13 protein-coding genes are annotated in these 13,607 nt (G+C 42.8%); 8 read left to right on the top strand and 5 right to left on the bottom strand.

Annotation, left to right across the window (positions count from 1 at the left end; translation table 11 throughout):
* Positions 1-4: 4 nt before the first annotated feature.
* The 3 genes from ACQ31U_RS01545 to lsrR form a co-directional block, all read right to left on the bottom strand.
* Positions 5-838 carry a class II glutamine amidotransferase gene (locus ACQ31U_RS01545; protein WP_431053266.1) on the bottom strand — a complete coding sequence of 278 codons (834 nt, stop codon included), beginning with the start codon at positions 836-838 and terminating at the stop codon, positions 5-7.
* A 158-nt stretch (positions 839-996) separates the two neighbouring features.
* Positions 997-2,574 carry an autoinducer-2 kinase gene (gene lsrK, locus ACQ31U_RS01540; protein WP_431053264.1) on the bottom strand — a complete coding sequence of 526 codons (1,578 nt, stop codon included), beginning with the start codon at positions 2,572-2,574 and terminating at the stop codon, positions 997-999.
* 50 nt (positions 2,575-2,624) lie between these two features.
* Complete coding sequence (gene lsrR / locus ACQ31U_RS01535; RefSeq protein ID WP_431053262.1) at positions 2,625-3,587, bottom strand: transcriptional regulator LsrR; 963 nt, start codon at positions 3,585-3,587, stop codon at positions 2,625-2,627.
* Between the two features lie 256 nt (positions 3,588-3,843).
* Between lsrR and lsrA the strand changes: the two genes are divergently transcribed.
* The 7 genes from lsrA (at position 3,844) to ACQ31U_RS01500 (ending at position 10,434) form a co-directional block, all read left to right on the top strand.
* On the top strand, positions 3,844-5,355 hold the full coding sequence (gene lsrA, locus ACQ31U_RS01530; protein WP_431054255.1) for an autoinducer 2 ABC transporter ATP-binding protein LsrA: 1,512 nt from the start codon (positions 3,844-3,846) through the stop codon (positions 5,353-5,355).
* 15 nt (positions 5,356-5,370) lie between these two features.
* On the top strand, positions 5,371-6,369 hold the full coding sequence (gene lsrC, locus ACQ31U_RS01525) for an autoinducer 2 ABC transporter permease LsrC (protein ID WP_431053260.1): 999 nt from the start codon (positions 5,371-5,373) through the stop codon (positions 6,367-6,369).
* Positions 6,370-6,382: 13 nt separating this feature from the next.
* Positions 6,383-7,393 carry an autoinducer 2 ABC transporter permease LsrD gene (gene lsrD / locus ACQ31U_RS01520; RefSeq protein WP_431053259.1) on the top strand — a complete coding sequence of 337 codons (1,011 nt, stop codon included), beginning with the start codon at positions 6,383-6,385 and terminating at the stop codon, positions 7,391-7,393.
* Positions 7,394-7,449: 56 nt separating this feature from the next.
* Positions 7,450-8,469: an autoinducer 2 ABC transporter substrate-binding protein LsrB gene (gene lsrB, locus ACQ31U_RS01515; RefSeq protein ID WP_431053257.1), complete on the top strand. Its 1,020-nt coding sequence runs from the start codon at positions 7,450-7,452 to the stop codon at positions 8,467-8,469.
* Between the two features lie 22 nt (positions 8,470-8,491).
* The gene (gene lsrF, locus ACQ31U_RS01510) at positions 8,492-9,370 is read left to right on the top strand and encodes a 3-hydroxy-5-phosphonooxypentane-2,4-dione thiolase (protein ID WP_431053255.1); all 879 of its coding nucleotides are present in this window, start codon (positions 8,492-8,494) and stop codon (positions 9,368-9,370) included.
* A 73-nt stretch (positions 9,371-9,443) separates the two neighbouring features.
* A complete protein-coding gene (gene lsrG, locus ACQ31U_RS01505; protein ID WP_431053253.1) occupies positions 9,444-9,758 on the top strand; it encodes a (4S)-4-hydroxy-5-phosphonooxypentane-2,3-dione isomerase in 315 nt (104 codons plus the stop codon).
* On the top strand, positions 9,745-10,434 hold the full coding sequence (locus tag ACQ31U_RS01500; protein WP_431053251.1) for a ribulose phosphate epimerase: 690 nt from the start codon (positions 9,745-9,747) through the stop codon (positions 10,432-10,434). Before lsrG ends, ACQ31U_RS01500 begins: the two co-directional genes overlap by 14 nt.
* Before the next feature lie 65 nt (positions 10,435-10,499).
* Here ACQ31U_RS01500 and metK read toward each other — a convergent pair whose 3' ends face one another.
* Positions 10,500-11,654: a methionine adenosyltransferase gene (gene metK / locus ACQ31U_RS01495; protein WP_431053249.1), complete on the bottom strand. Its 1,155-nt coding sequence runs from the start codon at positions 11,652-11,654 to the stop codon at positions 10,500-10,502.
* 144 nt (positions 11,655-11,798) lie between these two features.
* A complete protein-coding gene (locus tag ACQ31U_RS01490; RefSeq protein ID WP_431053247.1) occupies positions 11,799-12,812 on the bottom strand; it encodes a PTS transporter subunit IIC in 1,014 nt (337 codons plus the stop codon).
* A 175-nt stretch (positions 12,813-12,987) separates the two neighbouring features.
* Here ACQ31U_RS01490 and ACQ31U_RS01485 point away from each other — a divergent pair, with 175 nt between their 5' ends.
* Positions 12,988-13,590 carry an HAD family hydrolase gene (locus tag ACQ31U_RS01485; RefSeq protein ID WP_431053245.1) on the top strand — a complete coding sequence of 201 codons (603 nt, stop codon included), beginning with the start codon at positions 12,988-12,990 and terminating at the stop codon, positions 13,588-13,590.
* Positions 13,591-13,607: the final 17 nt, after the last annotated feature.

Raw genomic sequence — 13,607 nt, 5'->3', positions numbered from 1 at the left:
GCGGTCAAACAGCCTGCCGTGCCATTTCCAACCCTTCGGCAATGCTTGGATAATAGGGATTGTCCGGCGTGTAGCACAAGACAATTTCGCCCTCTTGAAACAGCACCAACTCATTAACCGCCAACTGTTGCCAGTTTTCGTTATCGGTTAAAGGTTCTGTTGCAATCACTGCCACCCGATCATTCGGCGTGGTGACCGAAGCAAAATCAATCTGCACATCGTCATCGACCAATTTCGCCTCGCCAAACGGCGCTTTGCGCACGATATAATGTAACAGTGAGCCGGTGTGGGCAATCAGCCATTCGCCGTTTGACAACAGAAAGTTCAGTAAACCGTATTGGCGCAGTTGTTGCGCAATCAAATTGACTTCGGTAAAAATCTGCTCAAGGCTTGGGGCGTGATCGAACTTCTGACGTAAAGTTTCCAACAGATAACAAAATGCCGTTTCGGAATCGGTCGTGCCGACCGGACGGTAATATTGCCCTTCATTTGGCTGAAAGTTTTTCAAATTGCCGTTGTGCGCAAACAGCCAATATTGCCCCCAGATTTCACGCATAAACGGGTGGGTGTTGGCAAGCAAAATCCGCCCTTGGGTTGCTTTGCGGATATGCGCAATCACATTTTTCGACTGAATCGGATAATTACGCACCAAATCGGCAACCGGCGAAGTGGCACTGGCTTTATCGTCATGAAACAAGCGCACGCCTTTATCTTCAAAAAAGCCGATCCCAAATCCGTCGGCGTGCGAATCGGTCAAACCGCCACGACAGCGAAAGCCCTCGAACGAAAACACAATATCGGTCGGGGTGTTGCAGTTCATTCCGAGTAGTTGGCACATTTGAAATTCCTTAAAACCAAAATTTTTATTCATCTATACTACGAAATTTTAGTAAGAAGTAAAATAATCAAAGAGTATAAATTAGTTTAAAAAAGGAAAACAGAAAAACGGAATAAGGCTAAAATACCGATACTATAGCCAGTATTCCGATCTTATTATTATAACCCCGGCGCTTTCCAAAGTGAGGTGGTGAGATTCTCATCAACAAGTTGTAATTGTTGATGGTATATCTCACTCCATTTCTTTTTATGCGCTTGATAAAGGATATGGTTTTCAGGATTCGGTTGGTGTTGGCGTTCAAATTTCACTAATTTTTTACCGGCTTCTGCCAGCGAAGAATAAATCCCTGCTCCAACGCCAGCTGCGATGGCGCAACCTAAAGCCGTTGCTTCTTTAACCACTGGAATATTCACAGTTAAGCCGGTGACGTCAGCTAAAATTTGACTCCATAAATGGCCCTTTGAGCCACCTCCGGCAAAAACGATTGAAGAAAGTTTTATGCCTGAAAATTGCTCTACTTGATCTAAGTTGCAAGAAGATACAATAGCCGCATTTTCTTCTAATGCTCTGAATAATGCGGCTTTGTTGCATTTATCGGGATCAATTGAAAGGTTAATGAATGAGGGGGCCGCGTGATACCAGGCTTTAAAATGCATGGCGTCGGAGAAAATCGGTACAATATCGTATGATCCGACGGGGACACGTGCAGCCATTTGTTCTAATAAAGTGTAAGTATCGATTCCTAATTGGCTGGCAAGATGTTTTTCAGCTTCACAGAAAGCATCTCGGAACCAACGCATGGTCAAACCGGTGAAGAAACTGATCGATTCGGCTTGTACCAATGGCGGAATAACATGGGGATTGACCCGCACATTCATTTCGGGATCGGTAGCCGCTTTAGGCAGATTGACGACTTGTTGCCAGAATGTGCCGCCGATAACAGCGGCTTGAGCCGCGTCGGTAATACCGAGTCCTAAGCAACCGAGTTGTACATCACCACCGCCGACGACGACAACGGTTTTGGGCGATAATCCGGTTAATTGTGCGACATCAGGTAAAATATTGCCTAATAAGGTCCCGGTTTCTTTCACCGGCATAAGAATTTTAGGGTTTAAATCAAGCAGTTCGAGTAGCTCGGGCTGCCAATTTCTGCTGTTTAAGCAAAGCAAACCGCTCGTGCCGGCATTCGATGGTTCGACCACGAGTTCTCCGCTTAACATAAATGCCAACCAATCACTGATCATACTGATAGCGTTAACATTTTGATAAAATTCAGGCCGGTGATTGGCAAGCCACAACAAGCGCGGAAGAGCACTTAAAGCCAATGTTTGCCCTGAAATCTCATAAACCTGTTGTTCGAACGTGCCGTTATTCAATGATTTCAAGTACCGCACTTCTTCGATTGCTCTGGCGTCAACATTACCGCACGCCCAAATTGGTTGTTTTTTATCATCATACAGCACAATTCCTTCCCGCATGGAACAGGTTGAGATAGAAATAAGTTGCTCCGGGGCGATTTGTGCTTGCTGAATAACATGTTTGATACAGTCAATTGCCAGCTGCCAGTTGGTTTGTAAATCAAAATTCATTGAACCGGGAATTTGAGGATCGGTTAGATGAGTCCACTCTTTTTGCGCTGCACTAATCTGATTACCGTTTAAATCAAAAATAACAGCCCGGATACTTCCGGTGCCAGCATCAAGAGCCATGAGATAACGATCTGATTGATTATCCATTTTACATCTCCTCAATTTTCCGCTTTAACAAAATAAAGAGTGGTTAGCGGCTAGACGATTTTTGCCAGTATCATTTTTGCCGTTTTTTCTTCGGTAACTAATGAATTGATATATTTTCCTTTTAATGCGCTTAAAATAGCTTCGACTTTATTCTCCCCGCCAGCAATACCGATAACCGTAGGGATTTTGATTAATTTATCCAATGGAACGCTAATGAGTTCATCATGTAGCGGAATATCCGGTTGGAGCGTACCGTCGTGCTGCATGAAATAACCTAAAATATCGCCAATAGCCCCTTTGTTTCTGAGATCCTGTTGGCTATCTTCATTGATATAGCCGGAACGCAATAAGGTGGCTTGTCCTTTCTGCTGGGTTGATCCGATCCCGACTATTGCCACGTCAGCGGCTTCGGCGGCTAACATAATGTCTCTGACACAAGCTTCCCGTTTAAATAATTTTGCAGCTTCAAGTGATGAAGCTCGGAGCGGAGCGGGAATCATGCTGATACTGCAAGAGCCGTCTAATTCGCCAATTCCTTTCATATAAGGTCCGACCCCACCGGAAAGCGTGATTAATTTTATTTGGTTATTGGTGATAAACTCGTTACTGTACTTAATTGTTTGCATAATGGTTTCACCGAAACCGATCGCGAGCAATTGGTTCGGGCGCATGATGGACATCAACATTTGTGATGCGCCGATACCTAAGCGCGTATTTATTTCATTTTGCTCAAGTGCGGGCAGAACCCGAATATGCTGTAAACGAAAATGGTGTCGTAATGCCTCTTCCAGTTCAAGGCAACCCTTAAAACGAGAATTAATTTGGACTTTAATCAAGCCGATTTGGCGTCCTTTTTCCAATAAACGCGATACTTTTAAGCGAGGAATATCCAACCGCTTTCCAATCTCACCCTGTGTTAAGTTATCGTGATAATAAAACCAAGCAATTCTTGCCAGTATTTCTTCTTCGCCCATAGTGTGTGAGATAGGAAGATTTTCTTTGATATGATTCATTATTGTTTCCTTTGTTACCATCAATATTATTATTCATATGATTTATAAAATTATCAATTGTTCATTTTTATTTTTTGTATAAGCGTGATTTAGATCACAAAGTATCCGCTTACTGCCTTAATCTTCCTAATTTTTCCTAATTTCATTCTTGTTTTGCGATCTAAATCACAGTTATTTTTATTTTTACTCTATAGGATGATGAACAAATGAAAAATACAAATACATTTATTCATTCTTAAGGGTGATAAAGAAGATGATAAGAGAGCATATTTCAGATAGAAAACGGCTGCTTGCCACTTATGGTGTCAGCAAGTCTTTTTCTGGCGTTGAAGTTCTAAAAGATATCCATTTTGAGTTGTACGCCGGGCAAGTTCATGCGCTGCTAGGTGGAAATGGCGCAGGAAAATCGACATTAATGAAAATTATTGCGGGCATTCAACCACAAGATTCAGGAACAATTGAAATAAATGGAGAGATACAAAATAACTTATCACCAAATAAAGCGCATCATTTAGGGATCTATTTAGTACCGCAAGAGCCTTTGCTGTTTCCTAATTTGAGTGTGAAAGAGAATATTCTTTTTGGCTTGAAATGGGATAGCCATAGTGAAAAAAAATTGACTCTTTTACTTAGTGAGCTGAATTCACATTTGAAATTGGATATGCAAGCGGGATTGCTCGAAGTTGCCGATCAGCAATTGGTTGAAATTATGCGGGGTTTGATGCGTGATGCATCAATTTTAATTTTAGATGAGCCGACAGCTTCTTTAACACCGGTTGAAACCGAAAGTTTATTTATAAAAATCCAATCGTTACTTACCAAAGGTGTAGGAATTATTTTTATTTCCCATAAATTACCGGAAGTTTGGCAGATATCCGACTTTATTAGTGTGATGCGAGATGGTTCTATTGCATTAAGCGGTACGACAGGAGAATTAGATCGTAATGATGTTATAGCTGCGATTAAACCTAAATCTAAAGCAGGGCAGTTAAGTGAATCACAAAAATTATGGTTGGAATTGCCAGGTCATCATCGCATCAAAACTACAGATCAACCTATTTTACAGATCAAAGCGTTAACCGGTGAAGGTTTTAAGAATATTAATTTGGAAATCTATCCGGGGGAAATTTTAGGGTTGGCCGGTGTAGTTGGCGCCGGGCGTACGGAATTAGCAGAAACGCTATATGGATTAAGAAAAGAAAAATCGGGAGAGATTATTTTTGATGGACAAGAGATTAACCGACTGAGCATAAAAGAGCGGTTAGATAAGGGTATTGTTTATCTGCCTGAAGATAGACAAGCTTCAGGGCTATATTTGGATGCGCCGTTGTCATGGAATACTTGCGGCTTGACTTATACCGATATGGGATTCTGGATAAATAAAGCAAAAGAAGATGCAATTTTAGAACGTTATCATCGTGCGATAGGGATTAAATTTAATTATGGCGGGCAATTAGTGAGGACGTTGTCTGGGGGAAACCAACAAAAAGTTTTGATTGCAAAATGTTTAGAGGCCGATCCCGCATTACTCGTTATTGATGAACCAACCCGTGGAGTTGATATCGGTGCTAGGGCAGATATTTATCAGCTGATAAAAAGCATCGCAGAACAGAATGTTGCAATTTTATTTATTTCTTCCGATCTGGAAGAGATAGAGCAAATGTCAGATCGGGTTTTAGTCATGCATGATGGCAGGGTTGGCTCCGCTTTGGTTGGAGATGCGATTAATTCGGATAGTATTATGCATATGGCATTTAGCGGCGAATAGAATAGGAAATCATTTATGTGGAAATTTATACAAAATAATCGAGAGATGACAATTATTTTTGCGATTTTGTTTCTTTTTCTATTATTGGTTATCTGGGGTGGTGGCAATTTTAATTTTCAAACGGTAACCATGATTTTTAATTCCGCACAAATTGTTATGTTGTTATCTATTGGCGCAACCTTTGTTATTTTAACCCGTAATATTGATGTGTCGGTCGGTTCAACGATGGGGTTATGTGCCGTCATTATGGGGAGTTTATTAAATTTAGGCTATTCTCTCCTGGCGGCATTTTTATTAACATTATTTTGTGGTTTATGTGCAGGATTATTTAATGGATTTTTAGTCACTATTTTGAGGATTCCGGCGATTGTCGCCACACTTGGCACATTAGGGCTGTATAAAGGGATTATGTTATTAATTACCGGAGGAAAATGGATAGAAGGTCTACCGCAAGAGTTGAAATCATTGTCAGAACCGGTTTTTTTTAATATTTCGTTAATAGGTTGGATCTTAATTCTATTAGTGATTTTAGCTTATTTCTTATTAATGAAAGTGCGGTTAGGAAGACATTTTTATGCCGTCGGAGATAATTTACAAGGCGCATTGCAGTTAGGAGTACGGACTAATTTTGTCAGAATTTCAGCCTTTGCAATTAATGGAATCACAGCGGCATTGGCGGGTATTGTTTTTGCTTCGCAGATTGGATTTGTACCAAATTCAACCGGGAATGGTTTGGAGATGAAAGCGATAGCGGCTTGCGTATTAGGCGGAATCAGTTTATTAGGTGGTTCGGGAAATATTATTGGAGCAATCTTAGGGGCTTATTTTTTAATCGAAATTGATACGATTCTTGTGTTGCTGAAAGTGCCTGCTTATTGGAATAATTTTGTTGCCGGTATTGTTCTACTTGCTGTGCTGGTATTTGATGGGCGTATTCGTATTATGATTGAAAAAAATATCAAATTACAACGTTATGCCAGATTTTTAAAAGAAGAGACGGTTCGGAATAAATAACAAGGTGAAGACGATGTTGAAAGTAAAAAATTACGGTTGGGAAGTTTCGCTTTTTCTTCTATTGATTATTGAGGTTATGGGATTTGGAATGTTGAATCCTCGAATGCTAGATATCAATGTGCTTTTATATAGTACCAGTGATTTTATTTATATTGGCATGCTTGCCTTACCATTAACAATGATTATTGTAAGTGGCGGAATTGATATTTCTTTTGGTTCAACGGTCGGGCTTTGTGCTATTTTTCTTGGGGTATTGTTTAAAGCGGATATTTCTTTATTTATCGCGATCCCGCTGACTTTTTTACTGGGCGGAATTTGTGGTTTAGTTAATGCGGGCTTGATTATCTATACCAAAGTGAATCCATTGGTAATCACTTTAGGAACAATGTACCTTTATGGCGGTGGCGCATTGCTATTATCCGGTTTTGCCGGTGCAACCGGTTATGAAGGGATTGGCGGGTTCCCGGATAGCTTACTTAATTTTGCCAATCAAACTATTTTAGGTATTCCAACGCCGATTATTTATTTTCTCATAATGACAATCATATTTTGGTTATTAATGCATAAAACTATTGTAGGAAGAAGTACTTTTTTGGTTGGTCAAAGTGAAAGAACGGCGCGTTATAGTGCGGTGCCGGTTAATAAAACATTATTTATCATTTATTCGTCAATTGGGTTAGTTGCGGCCTTTGTGGCGATATTATTGGTGTCTTATTTTGGCTCGGCCCGTTCCGATCTTGGCAGTTCGCTATTAATGCCGGTTTTAACGGCAGTAGTGTTAGGCGGTGCAAATATTTATGGCGGTTCGGGTTCTATTTTAGGTACTGCGATTGCGGCTTTATTAATTGGTTATTTACAGCAAGGATTACAAATGACGGGGATTCCCAATGAGATTTCTAGTGCATTATCCGGTGCTTTATTAATTATTGTCTTGATCGGAAAATCAATTAGTTTGAATTATGCCGCAATTCGTTATTGGCTATATCGTAAAACAGGAAAGCAAGTGGTTAATATTCGTTCATGATCAAATAGACATACTGGTAACGGTATGTTTTATACAACTCAATAAGGAGAAATTTTATGAAACATCCATTTTTAAAATCAACCGCACTTGCCGTTGCTTTGGGTTTTTCAGCAGTAAGCGCAGTACAAGCAGCAGATCGTATCGCTTTTATTCCTAAATTGGTCGGTGTTGGTTATTTCACCAGCGGCGGACAGGGTGCAGTCGAAATGGGAAAAACATTAGGGGTTGATGTCACCTACGACGGACCGACGGAACCGAGTGTGTCTAACCAAGTTCAGCTGATTAATAACTTTGTTAATCAAGGCTATAACGCAATCGTAGTTGCTGCGGTTTCGCCGGATGGTTTGTGTTCAACCTTACAACGTGCGATGAAACGCGGGGTGAAAGTGCTGACTTGGGATTCGGATACTAATCCGGAATGTCGCAGTTATTATATTAACCAAGGAACACCGGCCCAGTTAGGCTCAATGTTAGTTGAAATGGCATCTGACCAAATTAACAAACCAAAAGCAAAAGTCGCATTTTTCTATTCCAGTCCGACGGTTACCGATCAAAATCAATGGGTAAAAGTGGCAAAAGATAAAATTGCAGCGGAGCACCCGGAGTGGGAAATTGTGACCACGCAATTCGGCTACAACGATGCGATTAAATCCTTACAAACGGCAGAAGGTATCTTGAAAGCCTATCCTGATCTTGATGCCATCATTGCACCTGATGCAAACGCATTGCCGGCGGCGGCACAAGCGGCTGAAAATTTGAAACGCGAAGGCGTGGTGATTGTCGGATTTAGTACGCCAAATGTGATGCGTCCATATGTCAAACGCGGAACAGTAAACCAATTCGGTTTGTGGGACGTGGTGCAACAAGGCAAAATATCCGTTGCAGTTGCAAATGACGTATTAAAAGGCAAGCCGTTAAAAATAGGTGATAAATTAGATATTGAAGGGGTTGGAACCGTCGAAATTTCACCAAACAGTGTGCAGGGTTATGAATATGAAGCGGAAGGTAACGGTATCGTGGTGTTGCCGGAGCGGGTTGTATTCACAAAAGAGAATATTGATAACTACAATTTCTAAATTTTGAGCAGGAGATAAATGAATGGCAGATTTAGATGATATCCGAGACGGCAAAGATTTTGGCTTAGAAAGACCGCAAACCAATAAAGCATTTTATATGAAAGGATTAGGTGCTTTAGACTGGGGAATGCAATCTCGTTTAGCCAATATTTTTAATCCAAAAACAGGCAAAACCATTATGTTGGCATTTGATCACGGCTATTTTCAAGGACCGACAACAGGCTTGGAGCGGATTGATTTGCATATTGCGCCGCTGTTTGAATATACCGATGTATTAATGTGTACTCGCGGAATTCTGCGCAGCGTTGTGCCGCCGGATACGGGCAAACCTGTGGTGTTACGTGCTTCCGGCGCAAATTCAATCTTGACCGAATTATCCAATGAAGCGGTTGCTGTTTGTGTGGAAGATGCAGTACGTTTGAATGTATCGGCGATGGCAGCGCAGGTGTATATTGGTTCGGAGCATGAACACCAATCGATCAAAAATATCATTCAATTGGTCGATCAAGGCACTCGCTATGGCATGCCGACAATGGCAGTAACCGGTGTCGGCAAAGATATGGTTCGCGATCAACGTTATTTTTCCCTCGCAACCCGCATCGCAGCTGAAATGGGCGCACACGTGATCAAGACCTATTATGTTGAAAAAGGGTTTGAACGGGTCACCGCAGGCTGTCCAGTACCGATTGTGATTGCCGGCGGGAAAAAACTACCTGAGTTGGAAGCGCTTGAAATGTGTTATCAAGCCATTGATCAAGGGGCGGCGGGTGTTGATATGGGACGGAATATTTTCCAATCCGAAGCACCGATTGCGATGCTGAAAGCCGTAAATGCCGTGGTACATCAAGGCGAAAATACGGAAAAAGCGTACCAACTTTATCTTGATGAGAAAAATAAATAAAGTTTAACGATCCAAATATGCCGACAGAAATGGAGTCTGTCGGCATAAATTAAAATATATTTAGGAGCTTACTATGTTTGCTATGTTGGTAGAAATTAATATTAAAGAGGGAAAAGAACAAGCTTTCTTAGAGGTTTTTGCCGCCAATCATTATGGGACTCGAAAAGAACCGGGAAATTTACGCTTCGATGTTTTGCAAGATCCCATGATTAAAACCCGGTTTTATGCTTATGAAGTGTATAAAAATGAAGCCGCATTAGAAGCCCACCGACAGACAGCACATTATCATCAATGTATTAAAGAGCTGGAACCGTTGATGTCCGGACCAAGAAGTAAAACCGTTTTTAATTGGATTTTGCCACAGGATTTCAGCGATGAAAAAATCTAAACTTGCCTTAATCCGACAGCTGAAAACGCAAAAAATCAGTACGGGTATCCTTGCGTCAAATTGGCTTACCTTCGCACAAACCTTGTCTGCATTAAAACAACATCATATGCACCTCCTGCATTTTGATATTGCAGACGGGCAATTTTCTCCATTATTTACGGTTGGTTGTCATGCGCTTAAGCAATTTCCCCATTGTTGTTATAAAGACGTGCATTTAATGGTGCGTGATCAAGAAAAACAAGCCAAAGAGTGTATTAAAAATGGCGCAACGATAATCACCTTACAATTGGAGGGTGATGGTAATCTTACTCAAATATTGGATGATATTAATTCACAGCAAGCAATAATTAGTGGACTAAGCTTGTGCCCTGACACGGATTTATCACGGTTACAGCCCTATCTTGAGCAGGTTGATTTGATTCAGATTTTAACCTTAGATCCAAGAACGGGAGTTAAAGCCGATGAATTTTCGATTTCGACGCGAATCAAATCTATTATCAACATCCTCGGTGAAAAACGACATGAAAAAATTCTTGCAGTAGACGGCTCAATGACTTTAGCGTTAGCAAAGAAAGTAAAGCAATTAGGGATTGATTGGGTTGTAACGGGAAGCGCTTTATTTGCTAATGAAAACTTAGATAACACTTTAACACAATGGAACGTAGAGCTTAATTAAAAATAATTGGTTAAATACCAAAGTGCGGTTTAGTTCAAACCGCACTTCCACTCTTCAGTCAACTATCACTTCAACCCGGCCGCACTTCTCAGTTCTTCGGCGCGGTCGATTTTTTCCCATGGGAATTCATCGCGTCCGAAGTGTCCGTAGGTGGCGGTTTTGCGGTAGATTGGTTTGATCAGATCCAGCATTTTGATTAAACCGTATGGGCGCAGGTCGAAAAATTCGCGCACCAGTTTCACCAATAAGGCTTCGCTCACTTTTGCCGTGCCGAAGGTTTCGATCATAATTGAGGTGGGTTCGGCAATACCGATGGCATAGGAAAGCTGAATTTCGCAGCGATCGGCAAGACCGGCGGCAACGATGTTTTTTGCCACATAGCGCGCGGCATAAGCGGCGGAGCGATCCACTTTTGACGGATCTTTGCCGGAGAATGCACCGCCGCCGTGACGCGCTGCGCCGCCGTAGGTATCGACGATGATTTTACGTCCGGTCAGGCCGCAGTCGCCCATTGGGCCGCCGATCACAAAACGTCCGGTCGGGTTGATGAAATATTTAGTGTTTGCCGACAGCCATTCGCTTGGCAAAATCGGCTTGATGATTTCTTCCATCACGCCTTCGTAAATCTGTTTTTGATCGACTTCTTCGCTGTGTTGGGTGGACAGCACCACCGCATCAATGCCGATGATTTTATGCTTATCGTATTGGAAGGTGATTTGGCTTTTGGCGTCCGGGCGCAACCAGTTCAGCGTGCCGTTTTTGCGCACTTTTTCTTGCTGTTCCATTAAACGGTGGGCGTAGGTAATCGGCGCAGGCATTAAGACATCGGTTTCGTTGGTGGCGTAACCGAACATAATTCCTTGGTCGCCGGCTCCTTGTGCCAACGGATCTGCACGATCAACCCCTTGATTAATATCGGAAGATTGTTTGCCGATGCCGTTTAACACCGCGCAAGAATGCCCGTCGAAGCCCATGGTGGAGGAGGTGTAGCCGATGTCGCAAATCACTTGGCGCGCGATATGCTCAATATCGACCCACGCCGAGGTGGTGATTTCACCGCCGACCAACACCATGCCGGTTTTTACATAAGTTTCGCAAGCCACGCGTGCTTTCGGATCTTGTTCGATAATTGCGTCAAGCACCGCATCGGAAATCTGATCGGCGATTTTGTCAGGGTGTCCGGCGGAAACGGATTCGGAGGTAAATAGGTAATTCGACATAATTTCTCTTTCTTTCAATTTGTGACGTTAGAATCTTGGGCTACGGTTTTAGACGCGTAACCATCTGGACGGCTATAATACCGATTTTAAGTTCGAATACCAAACGATTTTTGTGATTTTGTATAAATTAAAGATCAACCGCCCCTAATTACTCAGTTTTAAATCTCCCGTTTTAATCCAGCCTTTACGCCGGAAAATGTGTGCGATAGCAAGGGTTAAAAGTGCGGGTAATACAAAATGCAGCAAGCCGATTGCTAGCCAGATTTGGCTTGAGTTGCCCATCGCCTCCAGTGTGCCGATTTGTCCGACTAATCCGCTCGTTCCCATACCTGCGCCGCTAGGAATATTCGTCATTTTAAAAACTTGGGTCGAGAACGCGCCGAGTATGGCGCTGCTGATAATCGGCGGCAACCAGATTTTCGGGTTGCGGATAATATTCGGCATTTGCAGCATACTGGTGCCTAAGCCTTGGCTGAGCAAGCCGCCCCAACGGTTTTCTTTAAAGCTCATGCTGGCAAAGCCGATCATTTGGCAACAACAACCGACCGTTGCTGCGCCAGCCGCCAATCCGCTGAGCGAAAGAGAAATCGCAATCGCCGCGCTGGAAATCGGCAGGGTGAGCAAAATGCCCATAACCACCGACACGACCATGCCCATCAGTAGCGGCTGTAGCTCCACCGACCAGATAATAAATTCACCGATTTGGTTCATTAAGGCGGCAATCGGTGCCCCCAACAGTTGTGCCGCGGCGACACCGGCACACAGCGTTACCGCCGGGGTGACGATAATATCCACCACCGTCACTTTGCTGACTAACTTACCGAATTCCGCCCCAATCGCGGCGGCGAAAAAGCAGCCGACCGGACCGCCTAAGGCAGCGCCGGCAAGACCGGTGATGGCACTGCCGAGTAACACTAACGGCGGTGCTTGTAATGCATATGCTACACCAACTCCGATTGCCGCGCCCATCGCTTTTTGTGCCTGACCGCCGACATCAACTAACCAGCTTATCTCTATCCAAGTGCCGATATTCTTCAGGATTAAGCCGATGATCAGTGAAGAGAACAAACCTAATGCCATAAAATTCAAGGCATCGATTGCATAGCGTTTCAGACTGAATTGAATATTTTGCCGTTGTAAAAACTCGTGGATTGTCATGATTACTCCCTATTAAATTATTTTTTTGTAGCATATACTTTCTATTTTTATCGTCAAGTGATTTTAACGGCAGGAAATGGAATTTATAAACGAGATCACACAATGCGCCGAATTGGCGTTATTCAAGTGCGGTCTGATCTGCTAAGATAAGTCATCTGAAAAGGGGGAGGGAAGTATGCAAAAAACAGTGATTTTTGATTTGGGGAATGTGCTGATTAAATGGGAGCCGGACACGATTTTACAGCGTTTCACGCCTGATCCGCTTGAGCGGGAACAGTATCGGACGGTGTTTTTCAGCCAAACCTGGTTGGCGCTGGATGCCGGTTTAATCCAGTACGAGAATGCGCTGAAGCTGTTTTCATTACTGTTAAGCAAACCGTTGAGCGAAATGGAACGTTTTATGCAAGTCGTGCGCGAATCCTTCGAACCGCTGCCGTTAGCCGTTGATTTATTGCATGATTTAGCCAAGCAAAATGTGGATTTAATCTGTATCAGCAATATGCCGCTGCATGCCTATGCCTACCTCAAACAACGCTATGATTATTGGCATTTATTCCGTGGCATTGTGATTTCGGCAGAAGTGCAATTATTGAAACCGCACTTGGGGATTTTTCAACAGACGATCAAACAGTATCAGCTCGATCCAAACCGCACGCTGTTTATCGACGACTCGCCTGCCAATATCGAAGCGGCGCAAACGTGCGGTATCCATGGGGTTTGTTATCAAAACGACCAAACCGGGATTGAGCAGGTGTATCGATTTTTAGCCCAAAAATAATAAAGAAACAGAAAAGG

The sequence above is a fragment of the Testudinibacter sp. TW-1 genome (genome assembly GCF_050613185.1).
In the GTDB taxonomy this organism is placed as follows: Bacteria; Pseudomonadota; Gammaproteobacteria; order Enterobacterales; family Pasteurellaceae; genus Chelonobacter.
This window is presented reverse-complemented; position numbering and strand designations above follow the sequence as displayed.